The sequence below is a fragment of the Aeromonas sp. TS_SC_11 genome, assembly GCF_057318915.1.
The window spans coordinates 564,462-590,007 of record NZ_CM170470.1 but is presented as its reverse complement, the minus strand read 5'-3'; the positions used below and the strand labels follow the sequence as shown (position 1 = coordinate 590,007).

Below are 25,546 nucleotides of genomic sequence, written 5' to 3'. Positions count from 1 at the left end.
GTGGTTCGGATGGCAAGCTGAGGTAAGCTGCATCCCTCCTTTTGTCCTGCATTGTCAGAGAGAAGAGAGGGAGATCCCCGCGGCAGTCACTGCGGGAAAACAGGGGGAAAGCCCGGTCAGCGCAAACTGGTGGGGCTTGTCGTCATAACCACATTGCCGTTTGCCTGATGCTCACCTGATCCGGGCTGGCGGGCCGTTTCTTTGGATGAATCGGTTATGCATTTTTTTTATATCGATCTCTCCCGCCGCTGGCTTCGGCTCTGCTGCGCCCTCATGGTGTTCATCCTGCCGCTGCTGGTGGGAGGATGGGCAACGCACAAAAGCTATATGGAGGAGCTGGAGTCCGGTTCCGCGGCCGCCGCCCACAAGGCGATGACGCTCATGGAAAACATGCTGGATCACGCCGAGCGAGCCAATCGTCAGGTGCTGCCGCTGGTGGGCGCGCCTTGTGACGAGATCAATTTCCAGCTGCGTGAGCAGGTCGCACTGGTGCCTTTTGTTCGTTCGGTCAACCTGGTCAAGGAGGGGATGCTGTACTGCACCTCCTTGTTTGGCTCTGTGCGTGAGGTCGATGATGCCAGCCCTTATATAGCGCGCAAGTTGCTGCTGATGCGTGGCAATCAGGTGCGGGCCAATCATCCCTTGCTGATAGTGCGCAGTGAGCAGGGAAGAAATGCAGCCTTGAGCGCTATCGATGGGGAATACCTGAGCGTCATGCTGACCCTGAGCCATCACGCCGGCAATCTCTTCATGCGGGTGGGCAGCACCTGGTTTGATGAAGCAGGCCACTATCTGGACAAGGCCCCCGACCTGCATACTCTGGCCAGAACCGAGCTGACTTCACCACATTACCCCTTCTCCATTCATGCCGGTTACGTGACCCTGGCTTACTGGCATTCGCTCTGGGATCACAAATCTCTGATCCTCTCTCTGCTGTGCGGTCTCTCGTTAGCCTTTGCATTGCTGGTATGGTGGCTGCTGGGCCGCCCGGGTTCCCCGGTCGGCGAGTTGCGCAGAGCGCTGCGGGCCAAGGAGTTTGAACCCTATCTGCAACCTCTGGTTACCACGAGTGACACCAGGTTGATGGGGGTGGAAGTGCTGATGCGCTGGCAGCATCCCAATTCAGGTCTTATCCGTCCCGACCTCTTTATTCCCCAGGCGGAGGAGTCCGGGCTGATAGTGCCCATGACGACCCTGATCATGAAGAAGGTGGCCCATGTGTTGAGCCGGGAGCAGGCACGCCTGCCCGATGGCTTTCACATCAGTTTCAATATCAGCGCGGCCCACTGTCGCGACCTGGCTTTGCTGCAGGAGTGTCGCACTTTTCTGGCGCAGTTTGCCCCCGGCAAGATAGTGCTGGTGCTGGAGCTGACCGAACGTGAGCTGCTGGTAGTGGATCCGAATACCCTCTCCCTGTTCCGGCAACTGGATCAGATGGGGGTCAAGCTGGCCATCGATGACTTCGGAACGGGTCACTCCAGCCTCTTCTATCTGCAGCAGTTCCACGTGGATTATCTGAAGATCGACCAATCCTTTATCGGCCGTATCGGTACAGAGTCACTCTCCGAGCACATAGTGGCGAATGTCATCGACCTGGGCGCCAGACTGGGCTTGTTACTGATAGCAGAAGGGGTCGAGAGCGAATTGCAGGCCGCCTATCTGAGAGCCAAGGGAGTCGACTACATGCAAGGCTACCTGTTTGGTCGCCCCATGCCGCTCCAGCACTTCTGTGACGATTTGCCACAGGGAGAGGCCTTGGCCGGCAGCTTGCCCGAGCTGGCGGATCCTCATCCGGGCTGAGCGGCTCATGCTGTTGTAATCCCTATTCTTTAGAACAACAGAGTATCGGAGTCATGTTGCCCAAGCAGGGAATGGGTGCTTTGAGTGACGATACCAGAAGGGCGGAACAGGTTTTTTCCCCACGAGCAGACTCGCGCCACGGTATTGCTCAAAAAAAGACCCCCCTTTGAATCAAAGGGGGGTCTTTGGCTCAGCAATCGGCTCCCGGACCAGCGCAGAGACTACTTATGGCTATTGGGAGGCTGATCCACGTGGTCAGGCGGAAAAACCACCGTCTATGGTCAGGCTGGCGCCGGTTATGTATCCCGCTTCGGGCCCTGCAAGATAGGCGACGAAGCTGGCGATCTCCTCATCCTTGCCGTAACGTGCCAGCGCCATCATCCCCTTGAGCTGCGCCGCCGATTCCCCGTCAGCCGGGTTCATATCGGTATCGACCGGGCCTGGTTGCACGTTGTTCACCGTGATGCCCTTCGGGCCCAAATCCCGTGCCATACCTTTGGTCAAGCCGACCAAGGCCGATTTGCTCATGGCGTAGACGGAACCCCCCGCCATGGGGATGCGGTCTGCGTTGGTGCTGCCGATGTTGATGATGCGCCCCCCCTTGCCCATGTGATGTGCTGCTTCCTGGCAGGCCACGAACACGCTGCGAATGTTGATGGCCAGGGTGCGATCGAGACCGTCCAGGGTCAGCTCTTCAATGTCGCCCCATACCAGCACCCCGGCGTTGTTGACCAGGATGTCCAGTCTACCAAAGGTAGTGACGGTTTGGCGGATGGCGTGCTGTACGGCGATGGCATCTGCACTGTCGGCACGGATGGCCAGCGCCTTGCCACCTGCAGCCGTGATGGTCGCGACAATCTCTTCTGCCTTGCTGGCCGAGGAGACATAAGTGAAGGCAACGGCGGCACCATCGCGGGCGAGGCGTTTTACAATGGCGGCACCAATGCCGCGTGAACCACCTTGTACGAAGGCAACTTGTCCACTGAGGGATTTAACGGTCAACATCTGGTCTCTCCTGTCTGGTCATGAAGTCATGTCTGAGCGAGTTGGGAACTCAAGGGCATCTAATCCATCACCTGCAAGATGCGGCGTTGAATGAGCCTGTAAACAGTGTGATTGATTCCTTGAAATTGATTAAGTGGCTATTATTCCAATCTCTATTTCCTTCAGGGACTGAATCCGTGGCACTACAAGACCCCTTTCTGAGTGTCAGGCACTTTGTCGCCGTGGCGCAGTCGGGCAGCTTTACCGTGGCGGCATTGACGCTGGGGCTGACCGGCTCGGCGTTGAGCAAGAGCATAGTGCGGCTGGAGGCGCGACTGGGGGTCAAGCTGTTGCACAGAACGACCCGTCGGGTGAGTTTGACCCAGGAGGGGGAGGCGTATCTGGTCAGTTGTCTCCAGGCGATTCGGGTGCTGGAGGCGACGGAGCAGAGCTTTGCATCGGGACAACAGAGTCCGTCGGGTCGCGTTCGAATCGATCTTCCCGCTGCGTTTGGCCGTCGGCATGTGCTGCCGATCCTGCTGGATCTGGCAGGCAGCCATCCGCAGCTGGATCTGTCGGTGACCTTCAACGAGCGCAAGGTCGATCTCATTGAGGCCAACATCGATCTGGTGGTGCGCATAGGTGCGCTGGAGGATCAGGCCGATCTCGTTGCGCGTCGTCTGGGAGAGCAGAAGCTGGTCATCTGCGGGGCCCCTTCCTATCTGGCCCGACGCGGGGTTCCCCTGACCCCGAAGGATCTGTCACAGCACGACTGCATCATCGACTGGCGCTCTGGGCATCGCCATAGCTGGTTGCTCCGAAATGGCGCAGGCCGGACTGAGGCTTACGACATCCCGGTACGCTACGAGATGGGGGATGGTGAGGCTGTGTTGGCAGCGGCGCTGGCTGGCCTTGGCCTGGTTCAGGTGCCGACCTGGCTGGTCAACGAACAGCTGGACTCGGGAGCGCTGATCTGTGTGCTTCATGACCAGTCCGGTGGCGAGATGCCGATCAATGTCATCTGGGCCAGGAGCCAGCACATGCAGCCCAAGCTGCGCGTAGTGGTCGATGCCTTGTTGCTGGCGGCGCAAAAGAGTGGCAGTGGTTTCCGGGCTCGCTGAGTCTGTGTCGTCACTGCCCGGCAGTCACATGCGAGCCAGGGAAGCATCTTGTGCCCGCGAGGTGTCGTAACCTATTTGCTCAGGGATTGCAGCCAGTTCGCCAGCTTCTCATGGGGGCTGCCGGGAATCGGTGGCGCGGGGGCGAGCAGGTGATAGCCGGTGTCATCCGGGATGAATCCGAGCGGGGCGGCCAGCAGGCCGGCGGCGACATCGTCGCACACCAGCCGGTAGGGGCCGATGGCGACGCCAAGGCCCGCCACGGCGGCCTGCAGGCTGAAGTAGAAGTGTTCGAAGGTCTGGGTCGGCGCCTCATCGCTTGTACTCTGTCCGGCCTGTTCCTGCCAGCTTTGCCAGGCGGCGGGACGGGTCTTGGTGTGCAGGCGGGGGGCCGAGGGGCGCAGAGCCGGCAGCTCTCCTCCTTGCTCGAAAAACTGCGCCACCTTGCCCGGCTGACAGACGGGCCCGGTCTGCTCCTCAAACAGCAGCTGGCTGTAAAGGTCATCAGGCCAGTGAAAGTCATTGCGCCGAATGGCGAGATCTATGCCGTTGCCAAAGCTGAGGGCGCCACCGCCCGCCATCAGATGCACGTCCAGCTCGGGGTGCAGGGATTGAAAGGCGGGCCAGCGCGGGATCAGCCAGCGCATCAGCAGTGTGGGCTCGCAGGAGATGACCAGCGACTGGGGCTTGCTCTGCTGGCGCAGCACCTGCGCCGTCTCCCGGATCCTGCCCAGCCCTTCCCTGACGGCCTCATGGAGCCTGCTGCCCGCCTCGGTCAGAAAGACCCGGCGCTGGCGACGCTCGAACAGCCTGATCCCCAGATCCTCTTCCAGCAGGCGCACCGCCCGGCTGATGGCGCCATGGGTGAGATGCAGCTCATCGGCGGCGCGGCTGAAGTTTTCAGTGCGGGCAGCCACTTCGAAACAGCGCAGTGCCGTCAGGGAGGGGAGGGAGAGGTCTTTCTGTGAGTTATTATCACCATTCATGTCAGAAGTTATCGTTCGTTATTGGTGTTGATGCCAAATAAAATAGCCGATATCTCTCAGCATCAGGATTCTTTTTCATGACCGAACTGTTAGCCGTAGTAGCCATTACCTTCTTTGCCGTCATCAGCCCTGGGCCCGATTTTGCCATGGTGTCGCGCAACAGCCTGTTGCTCTCCCGTCGCACCGGCGTGCTGACGGCGCTCGGCATAGCGGCCGGGGTCTGTGTCCATGTGACCTATACCCTGCTGGGGGTCGGCCTGCTGATCCAGCAGTCGCTCTGGTTGTTCAACCTTATCAAGCTGGCAGGGGCTGCCTACCTCATCTTCCTCGGCATCAAGATGTTGCGCGCCAGGCCTGTGACCCATGAGGAGATGGCCAGCCAGCCGACCCTCTCCAGTCTGGGGGCACTGCGCACCGGGTTTCTGACCAATGTGCTCAACCCCAAGACCACCATCTTCATCGTCAGCCTGTTCATGCAGGTGGTACAGCTGCAGACGCCACTTGGCGTCCAGCTTGGCTATGGCGCCTTCATAGTGCTGGCCCACGGGGTCTGGTTCAGTGCGGTGGCACTCTTCTTCTCCACCGCGTCGGTACGGGCCCGTCTCTTGGCGGTGCGCCACTGGATCGACCGGGTGTTTGGCGGCTTGCTGGTGGGGTTCGGCATGCTGCTGGCACTGACCCAGCAATCGCGCTGAGGGAGTGGGGGAGTCATCCCCCTTATCCACCCCCGACTGTAGGGGCTTGTTTTTCATGCCTTGTGGTCCGCTTTTCGGTAGAATTGCCGCTCATTTAGAAGTCAGATGAGGCGCGGTATGACGGTCAAGTTCCAGGCATTTCACAGCATCAAGGCGATCAACAATCGGGAGGTGCTGTTCAACTGGTCCAGGACCAACCCCCTCGGCGCCCTGGATCAGGTGTGGCGCCCGAAGAACCGCGACGAGCTGCAGGCGCTGCTGCGTGAATACCCGGAGCGCAAGCTGCGACTGATCGGTTCAGGCCTCTCCTTCGAACCCATTCACAGCGTCTATGCCGAGGGCAGTCAGGCGCTGCTGGTGGACTTGTACCACTTTCGCGGCCAGCTGGCGAAAACCGCCGATACCGTCACCTATCAGGCGGGCACACCGCTCGATACCATCTACGCCGATCTCATCGCCATGGAGCGGATGCTGCCGGCATCCCCGGGCGTCATCGGCATCCAGACGCTGGGCGGTGCGCTCAGCACCGGCACCCACGGCCAGGGGCTGCACCAGTCCGCCCTGTGCGATGCCGTGGAGGCGATGACTGTGATGCTGGCCAGTGGCGACATCATCCGGGTCGATCGCACCGATCCTCGCTTCGGCGCCTTCGTGATGGGGATGGGTATGCTCGGCATATTGCTCGAAGTCACCCTTCGCACCGTGCCCAACCGCATCATGCGCTGCACCAAGTTCACCACCGATTACCCCTTCCTGCTGGAACACAACGAGCGGCTCAACCGCGAGCACGGCTTCGTGAAAAGCTGGTGGTTTGCCTGGACCGGCGAGAGCCACATCTGGCTGGTGGATCCTGCTTCCGAGGAAGAGGTGGCCCGTTACCGCGCCGCGGGTAGCGAGCCGCTGCTGCTGGAGGGCGATATCGACGCCCGCATGAACGCCACCATTGATGCCACCCTGCAGAAGATGGCGAAAGACACCAAGGATGAGGCGCTGGCGGGGGAGCACTTCGAGACGGTGCGCCGCTTCAAGGATGCCTCCGATCTGGTTGGCAACGTCTACCAGATCCTCTGCAAGGGGATACCCGCACCCCAGATCAACTGCGAGGTGGCGGTGCCGCTGCACCGCATGAACGAGGCGCTGGAGATCCTGCAAGCGTGGCAGCAGGCCAACCCGGGCGTATTGCACTATCCCTTTATCCTGCGTTGTACCGGTCCCTCCGAGGCCTGGCTCAGCGCCGCCTACGATAAATCGGTCTGCTGGGTCGGTTTCCTGGTCTATCTGGCGGCAGATGGCACCTTTGTCAACGGCTCCATGGAGCAGATGCGCGAACTGCAGCAACTGCTGGTGCCCCTCGGTGGCATCCCCCATTTTGGCAAGCATCTGGCGATGGATCTCTACGACTTCCCGGCCCTGCTGCCGCGCTGGAACGACTTCCTGGCCCTCAAGGGCGAGCTCGATCCCCATGGCCGCTTCGAGAACCGCTGGCTCAGCGATCTGTTTGCCAACCGGTAAGGATTGAAAATGACCCATATGCAAGATACCCGAGTGCTCATCACCCTGCCGACCCAAGGGGAGTCATCGATATGACAGATATGCAAGACACCCGGATCCCAGTGACCCTGCTGACCGGCTTTCTCGGCAGCGGCAAGACTACCCTGCTCAACCACTGGGTCAAGCAGCCGGAACTCGGTGAGTGCGCCGTGCTGATCAACGAATTCGGCTCTGTCGGGCTGGATCACCATCTGGTGCAGCAGGTGGACGAGCAGGTGGTGCTGCTCGACTCCGGCTGCATCTGCTGCTCGGTGCAGGGTTCCCTGGTGGAAGCGCTGCAGGGGCTCTTCATGCGCGCCATCCAGCGCAAGATCAAGCCGTTCAAAAGGCTCATCATAGAAACAACCGGTCTGGCCGATCCGGCGCCCGTGCTTTTTACCCTGCGCGAAGAGGGCTTTATCGCCCAGCGCTACCGCTTCGATGGCACAGTGACAGTGGTGGATGCTGGCCATATCGAACAGCAGCTGGCGGCTCAGTATGAAGCGGTGAAACAAGTGGCGCTGGCGGATCTGCTGGTGGTGAGCAAGGGGGATCTGGTGGAGGACGAGCAGCTGGCGCGGGTTGAGGCCCAACTGGCCGCACTAAACCCGGCGGCCCCCATCGAGCGGGTCACCAACGGCGAGCTGTCGCCTGCGGTGCTGGAGAAGCTGGGTGCCTACAACGAGGCGGCGGGGCGTGACGTGCGCCAGCTGCTGGCCTGGCTGCGCACCGAATCCCCCAAGCAGGGACTGGCTTCGCCGATGCAGCCGAAGATGAAGCCGTTCGCCGCCAAGGTGGGCACGGCCGCGCCTACTCACTTCGAGCACGGCAACATAGAGAGCTTCTCCCTGCGTATCGGCGAGCCGCTCAAGCCCTCCCGCCTGCTGGCCGCCATCGATGCGGTGCAGGTCCAATATGGCGATGCCCTGCTGCGGCTCAAGGGGATATTGCAGTTGGAGGGGGAGAGCCAGCCCGTGGTGATCCACGGCGTTCATGGCCAGCTCTATCCGCTACAGGCATTGGGAGATTGGCCGGAGGGAAAGGCCCAGTCCCGGCTGGTGTTTATCGTGAAAAGTCAGGACAAGGCGGGGATAGAGCGGTTGTTCCTTGATACGCTCAAGGCCCCCGAGCCCAGTCTGGAAGAGCAGCTCAGAGCCATGCTCGGCCAGCCGGATGCCTGACAGGCTGATATGACCCGCTTTCGTGCGGGTCTTTTTTATCTGAAGAGGAGGTGGCTGCTCATGCCCGATAGCACACACATGGTTACGCCTGCCCAGCGCAAGTGGCTGCCGCCGCTGGCGGCGGTCGGCTTCTTCATGCAAACCCTGGATGGCACCATCCTCAATACTGCCCTGCCCAGCATGGCCGAAACCCTGGGGGAGAGCCCGCTGCAGATGCAGTCGGTGATCATCGCCTACATGCTGACGGTGGCGTTGCTCATTCCCGCCTCTGGCTGGTTGGCGGACAGGTTCGGCACTCGCCGTATTTATCTGGCGGCTATCCTGCTGTTTACCCTGGGGTCTTTGGCCTGCGCCGCCGCCAATACGCTGCCCATGCTGGTGGCCGCACGGGTGTTGCAGGGCATAGGTGGCGCCCTGCTGATGCCGGTGGGGCGCCTCGCCGTGCTGAGGGTCTACAGCAAACATGAGTTGCTGCGGGTGATGTCGTTCGTCACCATCCCCGGGCTGGTGGGGCCGCTGATAGGCCCTGCGCTGGGGGGCTGGCTGGTGGAAGTGGCGAGCTGGCACTGGGTGTTTCTCATCAACCTGCCGGTGGGGATACTCGGCTTTATCGCCAGCTGGCACTTCATGCCCGACCTGCGTCAAGGCACGGCAAAGTTCGACTGGCAGGGCTTCGTGCTGTTCAGCGCCGGCATGGTGCTGGTGTCGGTGGGCTTGCAGGGGCTGGGTGAGCACAGCATCTCCACCGGTTGGGCGCTGTTTGCGTTGCTGTCCGGCCTGGCCGCCATGGCGAGCTACTGGCTCTATGCCGCCAATGCCGAGCAGCCGCTGTTCAGTCTGGCGCTGTTCAAGACATCCACCTTCGCCATCGGTGTCTGGGGCAATCTGTTTGCCCGCCTCGGCAGCGGCGCCATGCCCTTCCTCACGCCGCTCTTTCTGCAACTGGGGTTGGGGTTCTCGCCGAGCAAGGCGGGTATAACCATGATCCCTACTGTGCTCGGCGCCATGCTGACCAAGACGCTGGTGAACAAGCTGATTCCACGCATCGGTTATCGCCGCATCCTGATCGGCAACACACTGGCGCTGGGGGCCATGATTGCCAGTTTTGCCCTCATCGATAACCAGCTTCCCTATGGGGTGCTGCTGGGCTGGCTGATGGTGTTTGGCGCCATCAACTCATTGCAGTTTTCCGCCATGAATACCCTGACCCTGCAGGATTTGAGTCCGGAGCACGCCAGCAGCGGCAATGGACTGCTGTCTGTGGTGATGCAGCTCTCCATGAGCCTGGGGGTCGCCATCGCCGCCAGCCTGCTGGGGCTCTTCTCCGCCGGTTCGTCAGCCTCGGGTGGGCAGTGGCTGGCCGGTTTCCACCTCACCTATCTGTGCATCGGTCTCATGTCCATGCTGGCGGCGCTCATCTTTGCCCAGCTGGCGCGGGACAAGGGGTGAGCGGGTTGTGCCGTCGGCAGTCAGGCTGATGGCGCAGGCAGGTAGCTGACCAGACAGGGCAGTTGCTCAAGCACTTGGGCCAGATGGACTGTCTCCAGCAGAAAGGTCTGCTCCGGGTGGCCCGGTGTCCAGGTGAAGGCATCATGGGCCAGCAGGGCCGAGTCCACCAGCAAGGGAATATCAGCCCTCGGCAGGAAGGGGCAGACGGCTCCCGGCAGGCAGCCAATTTCTGCCTGCATTTCCTCGGCGGTGCAGATAGACGGCTTGGCACCGAGCGCGGCCTTGACCGCCTTGTTGTCGAGTCGCCCCCCTTGATGGGTCAGCAACAGGGCGAAGCGGCCATCCTTGAATTTGAGAAACAGCGTCTTGCTGAACACCGCCTGCCAGCCAAAGCGGGCCCTGACTCTTTCGTCGGTGGCGTAGTCGAGGATGGGTTCGTGCTGATAGCGCTGGTGAGGCAATGGGGCCAGTAGCTGGCAGTTGAAGTCGTGAATGGTATCGAGCGGCATGGGGGTCTCCTGTGGCGAGCCCTATCCTGCCAGCCATGGCGGGCCGGGCCCAATCACACTTTCTTATGGCGGATAAGCCGCCTTGCAAGATGCAACAAGGGCACCCTAGGGTGCCCTTGTTGCTTCAGTGATGCTGCAGCTCGCGCGCTTCCCAGTGAAAGGGAATGGGGCTGAGTCGCTGGGAGGCCTTGTCGTAACCTTGCCACAGTTCGTCCAGCGTGCGGCCATCGACCGGGTGGCGCAGGCTCGGTGCCAATTCGGCCAGCGGCCAGAGGACGAAGGCATTGGTGAGGATCTCGCCACGGGGTAGCGCGACCGGTACATCGCAGACCAGGTCGCCATACAGCAGCAGATCCAGATCCAGGGTGCGCGGGGCAAACTTCTTGGCATCCGGCTCGCGGCCGTGGGCAAACTCCATGGCACGCAGCCGTTGGCACAGGGTCGCCAGCGGCAGATCTGTGTCGGCGCCGACTACCAGGTTGTAGAAGGGGCGACCGGCAAAGCCAACCGCCTCGCTCTCGAATACCCGGGAGACGGTGAGCTCGCCAAATTCGGCATGCAGGGCATCGAGACCGGCGCGGATATGGTGCTCCCGCTCGATATTGGAACCCAGGCTGATGTAGATACGGGTCATGCAGTGCTCCCTGTTATCTGGTTGGAGCCCGGGCTGATATAGATGGTGGTCATCAGCAGGCGCTCGCAGCCGGAGTGCGATGGCGCAGTATCTCTACCCCGACGCCAGCCGCATTGGGGACAGCACCCGGTTTGGTCAGGGTGACCTTTACCCATTGCACCCGCTCGTCGGCCAGTACCAGCATGGCGACCTGCTCGGCCATGGTTTCGACCAGCTCCACCACCTTGCTGGAGGCGTGATCACAGATCTTGCGAGAGAGGGTGGCGTAATCCAGTGCCAGATTGATATCGTCGGTTGCAGCGGCGGGACGGTTGTCAAACCCCATTTCGAGGTCGAAACAGAGCTTCTGGCGAATGCCCTTCTCCCACTCATATACACCGATGGTGGTCAAAACCTCGAGTCCGCGAATAAACACCTTGTCCATGACAGTACTTCTTCTTTACTCTTGATGGGCTGTGATGACAGCGCAGGGATGCAGGCTCGGCAAGCAGTTTGCCGCGCGGTCGGTTTGGGCGACACGCCTTTGGGCAACCCCAAGCCAGAGAATGTGGCCCGCATCATACCCCATTCATATCGTGGTAAAAACGACCAAGATGACGGCCCTGACGATTTTGATGATTATTCTGGCCTACCTGGGCGGCTCGCTGTCCAGTGCCGTGCTGGTTTCCCGCATCACGGGTCTGCCGGATCCACGGGATCATGGCTCCCATAATCCGGGAGCGACCAATGTGTTGCGTCTCGGCGGTCGAGTGGCTGCGCTGGTGGTCTTGCTGCTCGATGTGCTCAAGGGCACGGCGCCTGTCTATCTTGCCTGGTATCTGCAAATCAAGCCCGTCTACCTCGGCTTTATCGGGGTCGCTGCCTGCCTGGGTCACATGTACCCCATCTTCTTCCACTTTCGGGGTGGCAAGGGGGTGGCGACGGCACTCGGCACCATGATGCCCATTGGCTTCACCATGGGGGGGGCCGTGATCGGCACCTGGCTGCTGGTATTGCTGGTGAGCGGCTACTCCTCGCTGGCCTCCATCATTACCGTGTTGCTTAGCCCACTCTTTACCTATCTGATCAAGCCAGAATACACACTGCCGGTTTCCCTGCTCTCCTGCCTCATCCTCATCCGCCATCACGAGAACATAGCCCGTCTGTTGAAGAGGGAAGAACCCAGAGTCTGGGGCCGCCAGGCACAGCGCCGACAGGAAGAAGTAGGGGAAATGGATGATGTTGCGCAAAAAAGAGACGAACGAGACAAAAAGTGAAATTTCCCGTTGACCACCTGCCTTAAAATCCGTTTAATAGCGCCCACGCCCAGATAGCTCAGTCGGTAGAGCAGGGGATTGAAAATCCCCGTGTCGGCGGTTCGATTCCGTCTCTGGGCACCAAATTTGGTGCCATGAAATAAAAATCTGTTCATGCACAAAGGTTTAAAGTGTGCCGGCTTAGCTCAGTAGGTAGAGCAACTGACTTGTAATCAGTAGGTCACCAGTTCGATTCCGGTAGCCGGCACCATTTATATATTGCCCAGATAGCTCAGTCGGTAGAGCAGGGGATTGAAAATCCCCGTGTCGGCGGTTCGATTCCGTCTCTGGGCACCAAGTACAATTCCTCCTTAGTTCAGTCGGTAGAACGGCGGACTGTTAATCCGTATGTCGCTGGTTCAAGTCCAGCAGGAGGAGCCAACACAAAAGCCCAGCAGCAATGCTGGGCTTTTTCTTTGCCTGTTTGCCACGGCCATTGTCACCTATGCGTTGCGCAATAAGTGTTCGCCTGAGGGACAAGCTGTCGCATCCATCCCCCCTTATTCCTTCCCTGTCAGTGACTTGCCTTCTGTTTCTCGCCTAGTATGGTGACGTGACGGGCGTTTTGCCGCGCCGCTTTTCCTGTGCCTGCCCCGCCGTATCCGCCAGGGCTTTGTGCACCATGACTCTCAATCTGGCGAGGGCGGGACATCTTTGTGATCGAGGTAATGTATGAATGCAACCGAGCTTTGGCAGCTTTCTCCCGAACAGTTCAACGAGTGGCGCCGGGTGAATGACTATCCCTTGATTTGGGATCTGCTGGTGGCCTCGCTACCCCATTTCAGCGACTGGATGGCGGAGCAGAAAATAGAGTCTCTTTAGAGTCTATTTTCATTTCTGGCTGACGGTTACCGTTCCATATTAGGTTCCGGTCCATATCTGGTCCGCTTGGCAACGCTATGTTTGTGGTGAATGGTGTCACTCAGATGAGTAGATAACAGCGTTCGCCGTCAGGCCATTTCTCCGGTCGCCAGCTCCGGTCTTTGCCGCTGAGTGTGTTGGCTATGGTAAGACCGGAGGGAGACCGGAGAGGCGCAACCAGAGGGAATGACAGGCAAGAGTGTGCGCGGACTGTGACCCTGATGTCAAAAGTTACCCCAGCAGAGTTGACCGGATATGCTCAATGCAGGTCTGGGGGATATCCGGTCGCTTCAATTTTATTTTGGAGGATCAAATTCTACGTCACACTCCCCAAGTTCTACGCCATTAATTCGAGGAGTTCCTTTTAGGCGAATACGGTACCCTTTGTAAATACCATAAAAAATCAATGCGGCTATCAATGTAGCGATGTAAGCAATCAGGCCAGCGCTCTCAACAACGCAGGCACATCTGGCCGTGCATAAAGGGGTGATCGAAGATGCTGGCACTTCATCAATGTTCGAGCAGTTTTTAAGGCGCTTCCACAGCTTCGAGTCCACCTCAAGCTTATGGTCAATGCAGCGAACAATAACTCTGTTCTTGTCTTTAATCAGTTCATCCAATCGGTTGTAGAAAGCATCGGTTTCTTCGTATTCCATATAGCGGCATTTCATCGCAGTCGATGATTCGGTCATATCTTAGGGTCCTGTATGGGGTTATGACGTAAAGTATCAGTATCTATTTGTTTTTTAAACATATATTAAAACCATGTTCACCCAGAACATCAGGCCCTGCGCTATCCGCTCAGGGCCTTTTTCATATCCACGATCCAAAGGACAGAGCATGTTTATCCACCAAATTTTGCGCAAACAAGTAGCCGCGATCAGTATCAAGCCAATGAGAGACGGCAGTGTCGACTTCACGGTTAAGGGCAGCACCAGGGGGGCAGTCAAAGGCGCACTCACCGGAGCTGGTGTCGGTGCCAAAGGCGGTATCCCTGGAGCCGTCGCAGGCACCATCATCGGTGGAGCTATTGGCTACATCACCGGCCCAGCGGACTGAGGGAGGTTAGCCATGGATGAGTTCATTCAGGAAGGGAAATACGCTTCCCATGAAACGCTCAAGGGGTATGCCTACAGCTGGCAAACGCTGAGCTTGCTGATGCAGGAGGTCATCACGAACGGAATGTATGTTCCTGAGTTCCTGCCAGATGAAAACCAGCCTGTGCTGCTGGTCGTGATCAAAGAGGCGACTGTCCTCAAGGCCAAGTCCCTGCACAGTGAAGCGCCCGAAGTATTGATCTCGATAGCATCCCATACAGGCGAGTTAGTCCGGGATGATGACAACGGTTACTACGCTGACTATTGGCGGTTAGCAGCGGGAACGATCAAGCTGATCGACTGCGCTGAAGATGCCGTGTTTTGGCTGCCTCTCCCAGAAGTGGAAGCATGGGAGCCCTATCGCTTCTCCGGTTACGGCACTCCGTTCGATGCCCTGTCAGCTCCACTCCCTGTATTCCAGCATCTGGCCTTCGTTCTAAAACCTGAACAGGCACAGCCCGACTTGGGCACCACCATCTACCTGAAATCCACTATCTGATTTATCCGAGGATCCCAATATGAATAGCAAGACCAACAAGCAAGCCGCCAGCCAGCAGACCAATACCCAGCCCGAGAACAAGGCCAGCGATAAACCCGCGCTACCTGCCAAGGTTATCTTGACCAGTGGTGTCGCCATGTTGCTCTCGCCAGGCTCAACTACCACTGTGGGCTATGAGATCGGTCATGAACCTGAACAGTCTGAGCTGTTGATCCGTCTGACCGGCAGCAGTGGCGGTGGCCTCTGTTCCAAGGAGTGGTTCGGCTTGGCGCAAGTCGTCGATCTGCTAAATGAGCAACAACCGGACAAGGCATTTACCTCTGGCCTGTTCAAGGTTATCTGGCACTTCAAGGGGAGTAGTAATAATGCGGGGTTTCTGGCTGCCGTACTGCGCCATCTGGAATTGACCAAGGCGGCACCGGAAGTGCGTTTCGGCCATCTGATCACGGGTAAACATACCGAGTGGTTTGATAGCCTCAAGTCCAGGCTGCCAAAGGTCAGCACCACCAACTAACCCACGTCGACAGTCTGCTCTACTCCATTACTCGAATTCCCACCTTTCATTTAAAGAGAATCCAATATGAAACCTACCCTCGTTATCACGGGCTTGCCTGTGAGGATAAGTCACGACCTGAAAACGCTACTGGAGCAGGCCATCGGCTCAGCGTTCGAGGATTTCCCTGATGAGATCCCGGATGGCACAACACCAGCGGCCCTGACCCTCAACTACCGAGACCCAGACTACAGCGCAACAACCGGTGGCTATCACCCTGTCGAGATCCGTCTTGAACGCTGGGATGACGGCTGGCACCTGCGCTACATCACTGACTTTGCCTATGTGGGCCAAGGCTGGTCCACCGAGTTGGCCAAGGAGTTGGATTTCGATTTCAGCATGGGTGAGTACACCCATTCGTTGATGGGGAAAATGTCACTGCCAGAGGTGAATGAATGGTTTGAGCTCTGGCAGCAGAGCTTTTGCTGCTACGCCCAGATGGACGTTTTCACCCTGACAGTGATGCCAGACTGACGCCGAAGACCGGATATCGACCGGAAAGCCGTTGGCCGCGAACAGGTAAACCATCAGCGGCCAACATCACCACCAACAGATAAATCAGTACCACCAGACCGGCACAGGGATCCGACCTCCCTGTGCTGTTTTTTCTTGGGGCAATGCCAGTCCCAGTTCACACCAGTTAACAGGAGTTCCACTATGTCAGATCTCCCATCTCGTTTTCGCTTCACCCAAAAAGCGATCGAAGCACTACCGCCCAATCCCGCAAATGCAAAATCTACGGAAGCCGAATACAGCGACACCCAGATCTCGGGGCTCAAATGCTTGGTGGGGAAAGGGGAGGGCAACAAGAAGTTCCTGATGCGGTATCTGTGGCATGGACGCAAGCGGGCTATTGCCATAGGTCGCTTTCCAGACGTAGACCTGAACACGGCCAGAGAGATTGCCACGGAGTATAAACGGCTGCTGTCACAGGGCATCGACCCCAAGCAATTGAAGGAGGATAAACGGCAAGAGCTAACGTTGCATGAGCTGTTCCAGCTGCATTACCTGCCTTATGCCAAGCACCATAAACGCTCTTGGCGGAACGACGAGCAGCGGTTCCGAGATCACCTGCAACCGGCGCTTGGATCCCGGCTGTTATCGGAAATCAATCTGGAGCAAGGGCAAGCGTTGCAAACCAGCCTGATGTGCCAGTGCAAGCCCGCGACCAACAACCGGATCACCACCTTGCTCAAGGCCATCCTGACGTGGAGTGTACGGATGGGATATCTGGAGCAACATCCATTGGTCTATCTGAAGACGCTCCCCGAGAACAACCAGCGAACCCGATTCCTCGATAAGGCTGAGATCCGGCGCTTGTTCATGGCAGCGGATGCTGATGAGAACCGCTATGCAGGGCAGTACGTGAAATTGCTGTTGCTGACGGGCCTGCGCAAAGATGAGTTGAGGCTTGCCAAGTGGGAGCACATCGACAAGGTGCATCAGACGCTGTTCATACCGCACACCAAGAATGGCAAGAGCCGGATCCTGCATATGAATCACATGGCAATGCAGGTTTTGCAGGATACGCCGGTGATAGCGGGAAACGCCTACCTGTTCCCAGGGCAGAAGCCGGGGCAACCACTGAACAACGTCACCAAGCCATTTAATCGGATGCTGAAACGAGCACAAATCGAAGGGCAAGTATGTATTCATACCTGCCGCCATTCGGTGGCTGCGTTGATTGTCTCCAGCGGTGGCACCTTGTATGACGTACAGGCACAGTTGGGTCATTCAAGCAGCCAATCCAGTCAGCGGTATGCCCACCTACACGCCAGCAGATTGCGCCATACCAGCGCACAAGTGGCGAACTGCGTGGAGCAAGCGTTAATCGCTCCCAGCTCAGTCAAAGCGGAGTCGATCGCCTTGCAACGAGCAGGATAAGCAAGCAAATGCAGGGAGTATCCCGGAGGTATCGTTGCCTAACTCGCCAGCCCTTTACCTCGGGGGCTGGCGAGTTTTTCGGCGTGACGGATTTGGCTGTCTCTGGATAGGCCGAGGTTATCTGCGTGGCTGAGGAGAGTGGTATGCCGGGGTATACGGGCTGTGCCCGTGGGGCATCAACACACGGCAGAAGCACATGTATTCATAGATGTCTGAATAGGGTACTTGGAGCATTAAGACTCTCATGGCACACTTGCGAATTGAATCAGCAAGGGAGTAGACAGACATGGCTGAGTTATTAAACCAACTTTACGCAATATTGCCGAGCCAAATACAACCGCCGAGTGAGCTTGTGGCATTTTATCAGTGGGTGGAGAAGAATGGTCTTATAGAGGAGTATGATGATGGATTTGTATATGGGAGAATTAGTGCTGACTGGGAAGAGACTCCTGATGTAACCCTTACTGCCTCTTATCAATCCGGTTTAAAATACTGGTTTGGCATACCTGAAGTCACCAGTGAGATATTATCTAGGCTTGTTATCTTTGCTCGTAGTGGTATGGATGGTTCTATGTTAGGCATGTGGCTTGATGACAACGATGAGTTGAAGTTTGTTCATCTAGGATCCGGTTCTGGCTCGATGCTCTGCTGTGTTATTGCAAATAATGCAATCGATTTCCTTTCGTTGCTTTCAGTAGGGTACAACGAACTAGGCTTTGTTTATGACTTTACATTGTCACCTGATGAAATAGGTGATGAGCCAAAAGTAAATAATAATTTCATTGGTTGGCTAAAAGCTAGATTTAACATTGTAAGACCAAGCAATGGATCGCAGTTTGTGAAAACACCTGCTGAAATCGGGAATGAAACAACTACAGACCCATTCTGCTTATGGTGTAACGAACAGTCTTCAAAGCAATAGCTACATTCTACATAGCTATTAATTGTCGAGCGGCTATGGTGTATAGAGTAAATAGTCTTATAACAGCCAACAGTTCACGTTGGCTGTTAGTTTAGGCTTTATTCTATCAATAATGAGGGAGACAATGGCTTCCAATTGACTAAGGCCGCTGGTTTGAACGTCACAGTCATAGCTTTCAGGTCGGAGTTATACCGCACGAGCATCATTACAGATTTTGCACCTTTAGATAACTCGTAGTAATCGACACCACCAAATACTCTATTTATTATTTTATGCGGAGGATGTGAATGTAAAGGTTCGCCAAAGCGCTCGCGTACAGAAGGTTTAGACATATCAAGCCACAGAGGAGCTGGCATCTCATTTGGAAATGTATATTTATCATTACGCTCATCAATCAATCGTAATGTCATTTCGATTAGCTTTTGATCTGCTTTGTCAAACGTCAGGAGAACTCCTTCCTTCGCCATATCAAGAGTTATGACAGGGCTGCCAGAATCGCCTTTTGGCTTGGTTTTATATGGAATAAAGCCACTATCAAACAATTCTTGATATGTTTTTCCAAAACCATTAATTAAAAATTTCACATCGACAGTCATTAATACCACCCCTGAGACTTATTTATTTTATGCATTTTGTCACGAGCCTGCTCAAGCTCAGCGTCGCTAAAACCCTCATCACGAAGGTAAGGCTTTATTGCGTCGAAGTTATTATCCACGGCTTTTCGTAAGTCACTGGAATCTTTTATGATCTGAGCTCTATCATTGCGAGTGTTTCGTCTGCCATATGTCTCACTATACTTCTGATGAACTGAAGCTGGAATAATAATAGATGCAACGTCCTTTTTGTATGATTTAATTAAGTCTTGGTCCATGTCTGAATCAAGGCTTTTTAAGTACGCCTCTATAGCTGCTTGTGAAGGCATATGGTCAGCATGAGTACCATTTCGGGGTCTCCCCTCAAAATTGCGGAAAAGATCCACCTCCAGCAACTTAACCGGAGGCTTACTAAATACCAAATAAAGTGGAGGAATGCCCAAGGATGCAGGGAAGGTAATGATGCAATCTTCAAGGTCATCACCAGTAGCGGGGAATGTCTCAAGTTCCGCATCCGGCGCATCCGGGATGGGGCGCACCAGAATATTCGACACCTCCAGACCATCCCGCTCAGGGTAGTAGCTGCTGGCATCGGGCACTTCACCACTGCTATCAGGGTACCAAGTGAGCGTAGGCCCACCGGGGATCGCAGCGACAATGGCACTACCTTCTTGCCGAGCTTGCACGATTGGCACTGAATCCATCCCAGATGAGGCGCTAGTGTGGATCCCATAGACTTGCATTCGACCCTGTTCATCTTCGATAAACCGGAAGCGGACCCGGGTAGCTGCACGGCTCATCGCTTGCAACTGCTCGTCGCTGTAGAGGGTGCCATCACCAAGATCAGAGGGCCAAAATGCCATCAGAAATGCTCCTGATGCAGCTCCACTGGTACGCAAGGCCCAGGCTCCTAATTCGCTCGGCAAGCTACCAGATATCCTTCCAAGTGCGACTTCACTCGCCGTACTTGTGGCAACAGCACTGGTCATTTAGTGCCTCCTTGTTTGGCATTCGAGGGGAGCGGTGCGAGCACTACGGCTTTGCCAAACATGGCTAGCGGTTCAGGCCCTGCAGCGGCCTCAATAGTTGTCAAAGGCACAGAGCTGGACTTGGCGAAAATGAAGGGAGTCGCTTTCTTGATCACCGGTGCAATAACGCTGGACTCAACTTGTTTGAACTCGTCACCGACTATCACTGTGCCCGATCCAATGATCACACCACCACAATCAACAGCGCCGCCAGTAATTGCTAAGGGTTTACCATTAACAAGAACCGTGGATGAGCCAGCGGCAATTTTACGCGGATGGGGCGGATTGTTCGGCTTAGCGTGGGGGGCTAGTGCATCTCCTACCCGAGCGGCTGGAATGCCATCAATAAAGACATCTGGAGAGCCTTCGATAATGGGCGTAGGAGGAAAGCCATCATGGTCAGTGCCAATATCACCAATCTTGGCAGCGTGCTTAGACATATCTGCTCCATCGATTCAAATGAATAGCACTTTATTACAGCTTTGCTCGTTTTTGAAGCAATACAACGGTTGCGCACAGCTCGTTACGCCAAATTGAGACCGACTTGGCATTGTGGTTGAGGTGCCAAAGCATAAGCATTTCCTAACAAAAACCTAACACTGACTGCCCGGAGGGAGCTCGGCTGTACCAACCCGACAAGGCAGCGGAACGAGGTCTAGCTAGTCAGGCAAGAGGAGATAGCCAAGCCCGTTTCTGAAGCAAAGAAGCAGGAGCCAAAGACAGGGGAATTGTGCTCGTGCCCAAAACGCCATGGCGCAGATCAGAGATGCAAGGAACCACTTCGCACATGGGAGGGGGCAATAGTTACTCTACCCCAACGTGCATAGGACACCACCCCAGCACTTCATGCGGGGTATGGCCGCAAAACAACCGGAGTCTGCGCGAGTACCCCATTTTTGCGCATTTTGGGTCAGCCTCCGGCCTCGAACGGTGATCTGTCGCTGGTCATCCTCAGACAGGAAGAGATGCCGGAGAACCTTCGTTATTTGCAGTCTTCACTGAACCTTGCGCACGCAGAGCCACCCGTTTATCAATCTAAAGCAGGATCCGGCTCGCATTATCGGCGTTGCTGCTCCCGTCCAAGTGGGCCGGGGAAAATGCAAAAGCTCGTCCACCAATGCCAACTCTTCTTACCCGTGCCCCCCTCTGTCGTGAAAATCCAAGTCGACACGCCCTGTCGGGCACCTCCGTGACACTTGGATACCTTTGACAACGATGCTTCCTTGGATGGCAGAACACGACACCCTAGCCCAGCGCCTCGGCGTGATCCTGACCAAACTCAATCACGGACAGCGGTTGGTGATCTCCGAACTGGCTCATGAGTTCAACGTCTCACCACGCACCATACAACGGGATCTGAACGTCAGACTGGCTTACTTGCCATTGGAGCGTGAGGGACAAACCTATTGGCTTGACCCATCCTATTTCGGCAGAGCATCGACTCCAGCAATCCTTCGTCTATGCGAGCAAGTCGGGGCCAAGGCGCTGTTCCCGGACGATCACGACGCTCTGCTCAAGCAATGGCTCAACCCCAATGGGTCCCCCGTATTCGTTCTGTCAGGCTTTCAACTCGATGAAGATGACAGCCACCACCAATGGTTAAAGCCGCTTGCCAAAGCGATCAGCCAACAGCTCAAAGCCAGGCTGACTTGGGTTGGTGAGCAAACAGAACAAGAGGTTGAGCCATATCGCTTGGTCAATAAGCGGGGTCGCTGGTACTTGGCAGGTGTATCCACGGAAGCACCGTTTATTGTGCCCCTATCCCGAATATCGCTCATCAGGCTGACGGAGGCAGCAGCCACTATCGCAGAACCTCAGCAACAGATACTCCAACGGTTGATCGAGCAAGAGGCCATCCCATCCCATGAAGTCGTTATCAAGGCGGCTTCACCCATCGCCCACGAATTCAAGCTCAGGAACATCCTGCCCGAGCAGGCACTGATCCGAGAACTGGAAGACGGCAGCATCCTGCTGGCAAGCAGGGTATTCGATGGTGCCCAGCTGCTACCCGTGATCAAAACGTACCTGCCGCATCTTGAAGTGATCAGCCCTGCGGGGATCCAAGCGTTGGTTAAGCGTGACCTCAAGACCCTGCTCAGCCGGATGTAAGCCAAATTTTCACGCCACTTATTTCAACCCCCGACACCACCTGTCGGGGCCAATCACCACTATCTGTAGTTCAACCAACAAGGAGCAAAACCATGGGATCTCCCACGATAACTACGCTATCTGACATCGTTCTAAGCAGTTATGACGATTATGAGACAGTCTTCGAGCACGTAGCCGCTCACCTGCAAGCAGAGGGTGGCACCATCAAGAAAGCTGATAGGGCCAAAGGAGAGTTGGAAGCATCCTGGAAGTACGGGGTTAACCCGTTTGGCCAACGGGTCACAGTGCATTTCAGCTCGCCGGAAGAAGGGATTGTTGAGCTATCGCTGACCGGCTCTTTCGTTGATGCCATTGATACCTTCGGTACGGCCAAGAAGAAAGCCAAAGCGATAGCTGCGGTGATACCCAACCCAATCGATGTGACGGCATGGCCTATTCGTGAACCTTCACCGACACAAGCACCAGTCCAATCAGCACCAGTGGGAAGCACAGTTCACCATCGGGGGAAGCGGAAGGTCTTGATGGCCATCTTGATGTTCTTTGGGGGCGGTCTGGGCCTACATAAGTTCTACACCGGAAACTGGGGCTGGGGTCTGATCTATTTGGCGGCCTGCACAACTGGGATCCCCGTTTTACTGTCGGTCATTGAGTTCATCCGTGTGCTTTGCCTTACCCAAGAAGAGTTTGATAAACGCTACAACTATCAAGCAGTGAGGGCATTCCAATGGGTATGGTAAGGGTAAAGAGGCTCGCCCTGGCGGCCAGCGTGTCACTGCTGATGGTTCCAGTGGCCCAGGCCGGACTGCTCAGCAAATGGGACGAGCTGACAGTGAAGGAGGGAGTACTGGATAGCTGCCCAGGCATGACCTTGGAGCAGCAGGCCGATAGCTTCTTCAAAGCTCCCGATTGGTCAGCAGGTACAGCCACTGATGGGCGCAAGTTGGTCAACGTGAGCGGCACGTTCACTTACATGGAACGGCCTGTACGGGGCATGCTCCAGATGTGGGTTCAAGGTGAGGAATTCAGCGTGGAGGCACTGGAGATAAACGGCCAGCCCCAGCCGGAGATCATGATAGATGCACTGTTAGATAAGATGTGTGAGGCGGCACAGAGCCAGCAACCCAAAGAGGTGAAGGGGAACGCTCAAGCTCGCGCTGTTCTACCATTTGTCGGCAAACGGCGCTTCAACTTCTCGGGGGGTAGTGGTACAGCCGAGTTCATCACGATCCAGAGTAACGGCCATACTGTTGTTGAGAGTTGCGGCTCGGAATGCAGTACTGATTTTGAAGGACCATTCACTAACCCGCTCAAGACGCGGTACGGGAGCTATCGAGTCGAGGCCAAGCGGATTTTCGAGCTCGACGAGAAGGGACGGAGCAAGACCTGCCAGAAGGAGCTGGGAGAGCCAAGAGATACAAGGTGCAGTGTAGAGCTATACGTCGCTCAGTAAGAAGGTCAGGCGGGAGCAATCCCGCCTTACTTTTTTCCAGCGTCAGGGCTGCAGTTGAGAGGGAATGGGCGTTGTTTCCCAAATCGATGCAGCTTGAATGGAACTAACTGAGGACTTGGTGATCTGATCACCACCACCCTCTTCAAGTCTGCATCATGGGCGGGTCGCTTCACCCCATCACCAACTGGCCTCAATACAACAAGTCTCTGATTAACCGTGGCTCGCTCACCTTCTGGGTTGATGCCGAGGTCATGAACAGCTGGTTCCACCAAGATCATCACGGACGGCGGGGTCGCAGCCAGCTTTACACTGACCAGACCATCTCTACCTTCCTGATGCTCAAGGGAGTTTTCAGTCTCACTCTACGAGCAACCCAGGGGCTACTCGACTCCCTCTTTAAGTTGATGAACGTACCGCTTTGTGCCCCCGATTACAGTTGTGTCAGCAAGCGGGCCAGCACGGTAACAGTGGCCTATCGACAACCCGCCAAGGGGCGTATCACCGACCTGGTCATCGACTCGACTGGCCTGAAGGTATTTGGCGAAGGCGAGTGGAAAGTCAGGAAACACGGCGCCGAAAAGCGCCGAGTCTGGCGCAAGTTGCATTTGGCGGTAGACCCGGCAACCCACGATGTCGTGGCAGCAGAAGTGTCATTGGAGAATGTCCATGATGCCGAAGTGCTGCCGACCTTACTCAATCCACTGCGGCGCAAGCTGGGGCGTGTTTATGCGGATGGCGCCTACGACAGCAAAGCCAGCCATCAGCTGATAGCAGGTAAAGGGGCGACAGCCTGTATTCCGCCTCGCAAGAACGCAGGGCTATGGAAAAAGGGGTACCCAAGAAATGAAGCGGTGCTGGTAATGCGAAAGGAAGGGCTGGCGCACTGGAAGAAGATATCGGGATACCACCGTCGCTCGCTGGCAGAAACGGCAATGTATCGGTTCAAGCAGTTGTTGACGGGGAAAATCAGTCTTCGTAACTACAACGGCCAAGTGGGAGAGGTCATGGCCTACGTGTGTGCGATGAACAAACTGAATGCCCTTGGCCTACCTGTCAGAAAGCACCGAGTGTAGCGCTCACCCGGGGCTGGGAACGTCATGACTTGCTGGCTGATTTGGGAAACAACGCCGAGGGAATGAACAGGGGCATGTGCGCGGGATGTCAGAGAGAGCAAGAGGCCAGGGCAGATTGCCTCAGCCCAGATGCCCAAATAGAGAAGAAGGATTGGACCACGAGTAAAGCCAAGAAAAGATAAACATATTAGTAACATTGGTGTCCCGGAGGGAGCGGGGCTCAGCTAGGCAGGAAGGCAAGGCCAGTCAGAGCCAAGTCGGTCACTCAGATGGGAAAAAAAAAACCAAGTGAGTTTTGGCAATTGTGGGAACCAGCAGGCAACGCTGATAGGGAAGGCTGGAGGGGGAATATTGCGATAGCGGGGATGCCATAACCACGTAGATAGTGCATCAGGGGGGGCAAAGCCCCAGATGAGGGCGGGTGGGGCTCCCCCTCATCCCCAACGGGCATAACACACCACCCCACGGGCCCATGCCTCGCATGGACTCCCGAAATCCACATCGGCGCGTTTTCGGATTTTCGCGCATTTCGCGGGATTTTTCGGCACCGTTCGAGGCAAGCTTTATAGCTCAAAAGCTGATTGGGGGGCATCGGCAGAGTGATCAATGTTAGTGCTTATAACCCAATCGTTTCATCGAGGGGTGGGAGCCTTGTCATTGCCTTCGGAACAGCCAAGGGCCTTATCGCCGAGGTGCCCATAGGAAGCCATGCAAGGCGCAAATCGACTGCGCAGTTTTTTGGAATGTGCGCAAGCTAGGCATGCGGGAGAAGCTGATATATCAAGAGTGCGGTGAGTAGTGTTATAGCGCGGAGGGGGATGGAGAGCGGACCACACGCCACACCGAAGCGCTCTCCATCCCCTACCATGAGGCCGATTCAGTTATCTGACAGTGCGGTTAAGCGCGGGCTCATCGTTTGGATACTGCAAATTGCCATCGTCGACACCTGAAGTGTGAACATGTCGCTCGCGTGGCCATCAAGATGCATCAGTCGCTCATGATAGGGGAGAAGGCGGTGGATCTGCCTTCTCCCCCTCCAACCTGTTACACCACGGCGGTGGTGTTTATCTGAGGCGGGTTTCCCAGTTTAGGTATTGCGCACGATCGAGATTATGTGCGCAAAGGGCTCGTTCTGATGTGATGATGGATGCCTCCACACGCCCCAAACAAACAGTTTGCTCATATCATTTTTTTTCTGTATCTTTTTCGGCGCACGGGAAAAAGTTACTTATATGTAGGTATATGGATATTACCTATCCGTCTTCGACGGCACCCGTTGCAACCACGCCTCAATGT

General features: G+C 56.3%; 25 protein-coding genes, 4 tRNA genes and 2 pseudogenes. 22 read left to right on the top strand and 9 right to left on the bottom strand.

Annotation, left to right across the window (positions count from 1 at the left end; all coding sequences use genetic code 11):
• Positions 1–216: 216 nt before the first annotated feature.
• Positions 217–1,800, top strand: coding sequence for an EAL domain-containing protein (locus AC1P02_RS02760; protein ID WP_429234000.1), 1,584 nt, complete (start codon positions 217–219; stop codon positions 1,798–1,800).
• Between the two features lie 255 nt (positions 1,801–2,055).
• Here the strand turns inward: AC1P02_RS02760 and AC1P02_RS02755 are convergent, their stop codons facing one another.
• Entirely contained in the window at positions 2,056–2,805 is a 750-nt protein-coding gene (locus AC1P02_RS02755; RefSeq protein WP_485183986.1) for a 3-oxoacyl-ACP reductase family protein, read from the bottom strand.
• A gap of 176 nt (positions 2,806–2,981) precedes the next feature.
• On the opposite strand from AC1P02_RS02755, the gene AC1P02_RS02750 reads away from it, so the two are divergent.
• Entirely contained in the window at positions 2,982–3,905 is a 924-nt protein-coding gene (locus AC1P02_RS02750; protein ID WP_290020874.1) for a LysR family transcriptional regulator, read from the top strand.
• A gap of 71 nt (positions 3,906–3,976) precedes the next feature.
• Here AC1P02_RS02750 and AC1P02_RS02745 read toward each other — a convergent pair whose 3' ends face one another.
• Positions 3,977–4,888 (bottom strand): LysR family transcriptional regulator, encoded by a 912-nt coding sequence (locus AC1P02_RS02745; RefSeq protein ID WP_485183983.1) that lies wholly within the window; start codon positions 4,886–4,888, stop codon positions 3,977–3,979.
• 77 nt (positions 4,889–4,965) lie between these two features.
• Here AC1P02_RS02745 and AC1P02_RS02740 point away from each other — a divergent pair, with 77 nt between their 5' ends.
• The 4 genes from AC1P02_RS02740 (at position 4,966) to mdtD (ending at position 9,743) form a co-directional block, all read left to right on the top strand.
• Positions 4,966–5,583: a LysE family transporter gene (locus AC1P02_RS02740; protein ID WP_485183982.1), complete on the top strand. Its 618-nt coding sequence runs from the start codon at positions 4,966–4,968 to the stop codon at positions 5,581–5,583.
• 117 nt (positions 5,584–5,700) lie between these two features.
• Positions 5,701–7,095 carry a D-arabinono-1,4-lactone oxidase gene (locus tag AC1P02_RS02735; RefSeq protein ID WP_309265789.1) on the top strand — a complete coding sequence of 465 codons (1,395 nt, stop codon included), beginning with the start codon at positions 5,701–5,703 and terminating at the stop codon, positions 7,093–7,095.
• Between the two features lie 71 nt (positions 7,096–7,166).
• Complete coding sequence (locus AC1P02_RS02730) at positions 7,167–8,294, top strand: CobW family GTP-binding protein (protein WP_162626252.1); 1,128 nt, start codon at positions 7,167–7,169, stop codon at positions 8,292–8,294.
• Between the two features lie 60 nt (positions 8,295–8,354).
• Positions 8,355–9,743 (top strand): multidrug transporter subunit MdtD, encoded by a 1,389-nt coding sequence (mdtD, locus tag AC1P02_RS02725; protein ID WP_485183979.1) that lies wholly within the window; start codon positions 8,355–8,357, stop codon positions 9,741–9,743.
• A gap of 20 nt (positions 9,744–9,763) precedes the next feature.
• Here the strand turns inward: mdtD and AC1P02_RS02720 are convergent, their stop codons facing one another.
• From AC1P02_RS02720 to folB, 3 genes are all read right to left on the bottom strand, one after another.
• Positions 9,764–10,252, bottom strand: coding sequence for a YbaK/EbsC family protein (locus AC1P02_RS02720; RefSeq protein WP_429235788.1), 489 nt, complete (start codon positions 10,250–10,252; stop codon positions 9,764–9,766).
• 124 nt (positions 10,253–10,376) lie between these two features.
• On the bottom strand, positions 10,377–10,886 hold the full coding sequence (folK, locus tag AC1P02_RS02715) for a 2-amino-4-hydroxy-6-hydroxymethyldihydropteridine diphosphokinase (protein ID WP_059113475.1): 510 nt from the start codon (positions 10,884–10,886) through the stop codon (positions 10,377–10,379).
• Between the two features lie 52 nt (positions 10,887–10,938).
• The gene (gene folB / locus AC1P02_RS02710; RefSeq protein WP_059113476.1) at positions 10,939–11,310 is read right to left on the bottom strand and encodes a dihydroneopterin aldolase; all 372 of its coding nucleotides are present in this window, start codon (positions 11,308–11,310) and stop codon (positions 10,939–10,941) included.
• Between the two features lie 169 nt (positions 11,311–11,479).
• Between folB and plsY the strand changes: the two genes are divergently transcribed.
• From plsY to AC1P02_RS02680, 6 genes and pseudogenes are all read left to right on the top strand, one after another.
• Complete coding sequence (gene plsY / locus AC1P02_RS02705; protein ID WP_485183976.1) at positions 11,480–12,142, top strand: glycerol-3-phosphate 1-O-acyltransferase PlsY; 663 nt, start codon at positions 11,480–11,482, stop codon at positions 12,140–12,142.
• A gap of 47 nt (positions 12,143–12,189) precedes the next feature.
• A tRNA-Phe gene (locus AC1P02_RS02700) sits at positions 12,190–12,265 on the top strand.
• Positions 12,266–12,316: 51 nt separating this feature from the next.
• Positions 12,317–12,392 (top strand) — tRNA-Thr (locus AC1P02_RS02695).
• 10 nt (positions 12,393–12,402) lie between these two features.
• A tRNA-Phe gene (locus AC1P02_RS02690) sits at positions 12,403–12,478 on the top strand.
• Between the two features lie 8 nt (positions 12,479–12,486).
• Positions 12,487–12,562: transfer RNA gene (locus tag AC1P02_RS02685), tRNA-Asn, on the top strand.
• A 291-nt stretch (positions 12,563–12,853) separates the two neighbouring features.
• Positions 12,854–12,994 (top strand): annotated as a pseudogene (locus tag AC1P02_RS02680) (potassium channel family protein); the annotation flags it as partial.
• Positions 12,995–13,338: 344 nt separating this feature from the next.
• Here the strand turns inward: AC1P02_RS02680 and AC1P02_RS02675 are convergent.
• A complete protein-coding gene (locus tag AC1P02_RS02675) occupies positions 13,339–13,734 on the bottom strand; it encodes a hypothetical protein (RefSeq protein WP_271787357.1) in 396 nt (131 codons plus the stop codon).
• 148 nt (positions 13,735–13,882) lie between these two features.
• Between AC1P02_RS02675 and AC1P02_RS02670 the strand changes: the two genes are divergently transcribed.
• From AC1P02_RS02670 to AC1P02_RS02645, 6 genes are all read left to right on the top strand, one after another.
• Positions 13,883–14,101, top strand: coding sequence for a hypothetical protein (locus AC1P02_RS02670; protein WP_271787358.1), 219 nt, complete (start codon positions 13,883–13,885; stop codon positions 14,099–14,101).
• Between the two features lie 12 nt (positions 14,102–14,113).
• Positions 14,114–14,638, top strand: a complete 525-nt coding sequence (locus AC1P02_RS02665) for a hypothetical protein (protein ID WP_485183974.1) — start codon at positions 14,114–14,116, stop codon at positions 14,636–14,638.
• A 19-nt stretch (positions 14,639–14,657) separates the two neighbouring features.
• Positions 14,658–15,152 (top strand): hypothetical protein, encoded by a 495-nt coding sequence (locus AC1P02_RS02660; RefSeq protein ID WP_485183972.1) that lies wholly within the window; start codon positions 14,658–14,660, stop codon positions 15,150–15,152.
• Between the two features lie 66 nt (positions 15,153–15,218).
• Entirely contained in the window at positions 15,219–15,665 is a 447-nt protein-coding gene (locus tag AC1P02_RS02655; protein ID WP_485183970.1) for a DUF2787 domain-containing protein, read from the top strand.
• 183 nt (positions 15,666–15,848) lie between these two features.
• Positions 15,849–17,075: a tyrosine-type recombinase/integrase gene (locus AC1P02_RS02650; protein ID WP_485183968.1), complete on the top strand. Its 1,227-nt coding sequence runs from the start codon at positions 15,849–15,851 to the stop codon at positions 17,073–17,075.
• Positions 17,076–17,361: 286 nt separating this feature from the next.
• Positions 17,362–17,997, top strand: coding sequence for a hypothetical protein (locus AC1P02_RS02645; protein ID WP_485183966.1), 636 nt, complete (start codon positions 17,362–17,364; stop codon positions 17,995–17,997).
• A gap of 98 nt (positions 17,998–18,095) precedes the next feature.
• Here the strand turns inward: AC1P02_RS02645 and AC1P02_RS02640 are convergent, their stop codons facing one another.
• The 3 genes and pseudogenes from AC1P02_RS02640 to AC1P02_RS02630 all read right to left on the bottom strand — a co-directional run.
• On the bottom strand, positions 18,096–18,593 hold the full coding sequence (locus tag AC1P02_RS02640; RefSeq protein WP_485183964.1) for a DUF6392 family protein: 498 nt from the start codon (positions 18,591–18,593) through the stop codon (positions 18,096–18,098).
• Positions 18,593–19,579, bottom strand: coding sequence for an S-type pyocin domain-containing protein (locus tag AC1P02_RS02635; protein ID WP_323071472.1), 987 nt, complete (start codon positions 19,577–19,579; stop codon positions 18,593–18,595). The genes AC1P02_RS02640 and AC1P02_RS02635 overlap by 1 nt, the downstream gene beginning before the upstream one ends.
• 206 nt (positions 19,580–19,785) lie before the next feature.
• Positions 19,786–20,058: pseudogene (locus tag AC1P02_RS02630) on the bottom strand (type VI secretion system PAAR protein); the annotation flags it as partial.
• A 787-nt stretch (positions 20,059–20,845) separates the two neighbouring features.
• On the opposite strand from AC1P02_RS02630, the gene AC1P02_RS02625 reads away from it, so the two are divergent.
• From AC1P02_RS02625 to AC1P02_RS02610, 4 genes are all read left to right on the top strand, one after another.
• The gene (locus tag AC1P02_RS02625) at positions 20,846–21,727 is read left to right on the top strand and encodes a helix-turn-helix transcriptional regulator (RefSeq protein ID WP_485183962.1); all 882 of its coding nucleotides are present in this window, start codon (positions 20,846–20,848) and stop codon (positions 21,725–21,727) included.
• 92 nt (positions 21,728–21,819) lie between these two features.
• Positions 21,820–22,464: a TM2 domain-containing protein gene (locus AC1P02_RS02620; protein WP_485183960.1), complete on the top strand. Its 645-nt coding sequence runs from the start codon at positions 21,820–21,822 to the stop codon at positions 22,462–22,464.
• Entirely contained in the window at positions 22,452–23,177 is a 726-nt protein-coding gene (locus AC1P02_RS02615; RefSeq protein WP_485183959.1) for a hypothetical protein, read from the top strand. The genes AC1P02_RS02620 and AC1P02_RS02615 overlap by 13 nt, the downstream gene beginning before the upstream one ends.
• Before the next feature lie 155 nt (positions 23,178–23,332).
• On the top strand, positions 23,333–24,250 hold the full coding sequence (locus AC1P02_RS02610; RefSeq protein WP_485183957.1) for an IS5 family transposase: 918 nt from the start codon (positions 23,333–23,335) through the stop codon (positions 24,248–24,250).
• Positions 24,251–25,546 lie beyond the last annotated feature (1,296 nt).

Bases quoted from the DNA above. Each gene is read 5' to 3' on its own strand.
- AC1P02_RS02760 (WP_429234000.1), top strand. From the start codon at position 217: ATGCATTTTTTTTATATCGATCTCTCCCGCCGCTGGCTTCGGCTCTGC.
- AC1P02_RS02755 (WP_485183986.1), bottom strand. From the start codon at position 2,805: ATGTTGACCGTTAAATCCCTCAGTGGACAAGTTGCCTTCGTACAAGGT.
- AC1P02_RS02745 (WP_485183983.1), bottom strand. From the start codon at position 4,888: ATGAATGGTGATAATAACTCACAGAAAGACCTCTCCCTCCCCTCCCTG.
- AC1P02_RS02740 (WP_485183982.1), top strand. From the start codon at position 4,966: ATGACCGAACTGTTAGCCGTAGTAGCCATTACCTTCTTTGCCGTCATC.
- AC1P02_RS02735 (WP_309265789.1), top strand. From the start codon at position 5,701: ATGACGGTCAAGTTCCAGGCATTTCACAGCATCAAGGCGATCAACAAT.
- AC1P02_RS02730 (WP_162626252.1), top strand. From the start codon at position 7,167: ATGACAGATATGCAAGACACCCGGATCCCAGTGACCCTGCTGACCGGC.
- mdtD (WP_485183979.1), top strand. From the start codon at position 8,355: ATGCCCGATAGCACACACATGGTTACGCCTGCCCAGCGCAAGTGGCTG.
- AC1P02_RS02720 (WP_429235788.1), bottom strand. From the start codon at position 10,252: ATGCCGCTCGATACCATTCACGACTTCAACTGCCAGCTACTGGCCCCA.
- folK (WP_059113475.1), bottom strand. From the start codon at position 10,886: ATGACCCGTATCTACATCAGCCTGGGTTCCAATATCGAGCGGGAGCAC.
- folB (WP_059113476.1), bottom strand. From the start codon at position 11,310: ATGGACAAGGTGTTTATTCGCGGACTCGAGGTTTTGACCACCATCGGT.
- plsY (WP_485183976.1), top strand. From the start codon at position 11,480: ATGACGGCCCTGACGATTTTGATGATTATTCTGGCCTACCTGGGCGGC.
- AC1P02_RS02675 (WP_271787357.1), bottom strand. From the start codon at position 13,734: ATGACCGAATCATCGACTGCGATGAAATGCCGCTATATGGAATACGAA.
- AC1P02_RS02670 (WP_271787358.1), top strand. From the start codon at position 13,883: ATGTTTATCCACCAAATTTTGCGCAAACAAGTAGCCGCGATCAGTATC.
- AC1P02_RS02665 (WP_485183974.1), top strand. From the start codon at position 14,114: ATGGATGAGTTCATTCAGGAAGGGAAATACGCTTCCCATGAAACGCTC.
- AC1P02_RS02660 (WP_485183972.1), top strand. From the start codon at position 14,658: ATGAATAGCAAGACCAACAAGCAAGCCGCCAGCCAGCAGACCAATACC.
- AC1P02_RS02655 (WP_485183970.1), top strand. From the start codon at position 15,219: ATGAAACCTACCCTCGTTATCACGGGCTTGCCTGTGAGGATAAGTCAC.
- AC1P02_RS02650 (WP_485183968.1), top strand. From the start codon at position 15,849: ATGTCAGATCTCCCATCTCGTTTTCGCTTCACCCAAAAAGCGATCGAA.
- AC1P02_RS02645 (WP_485183966.1), top strand. From the start codon at position 17,362: ATGGCTGAGTTATTAAACCAACTTTACGCAATATTGCCGAGCCAAATA.
- AC1P02_RS02640 (WP_485183964.1), bottom strand. From the start codon at position 18,593: ATGACTGTCGATGTGAAATTTTTAATTAATGGTTTTGGAAAAACATAT.
- AC1P02_RS02635 (WP_323071472.1), bottom strand. From the start codon at position 19,579: ATGACCAGTGCTGTTGCCACAAGTACGGCGAGTGAAGTCGCACTTGGA.
- AC1P02_RS02625 (WP_485183962.1), top strand. From the start codon at position 20,846: ATGGCAGAACACGACACCCTAGCCCAGCGCCTCGGCGTGATCCTGACC.
- AC1P02_RS02620 (WP_485183960.1), top strand. From the start codon at position 21,820: ATGGGATCTCCCACGATAACTACGCTATCTGACATCGTTCTAAGCAGT.
- AC1P02_RS02615 (WP_485183959.1), top strand. From the start codon at position 22,452: ATGGGTATGGTAAGGGTAAAGAGGCTCGCCCTGGCGGCCAGCGTGTCA.
- AC1P02_RS02610 (WP_485183957.1), top strand. From the start codon at position 23,333: ATGGGCGGGTCGCTTCACCCCATCACCAACTGGCCTCAATACAACAAG.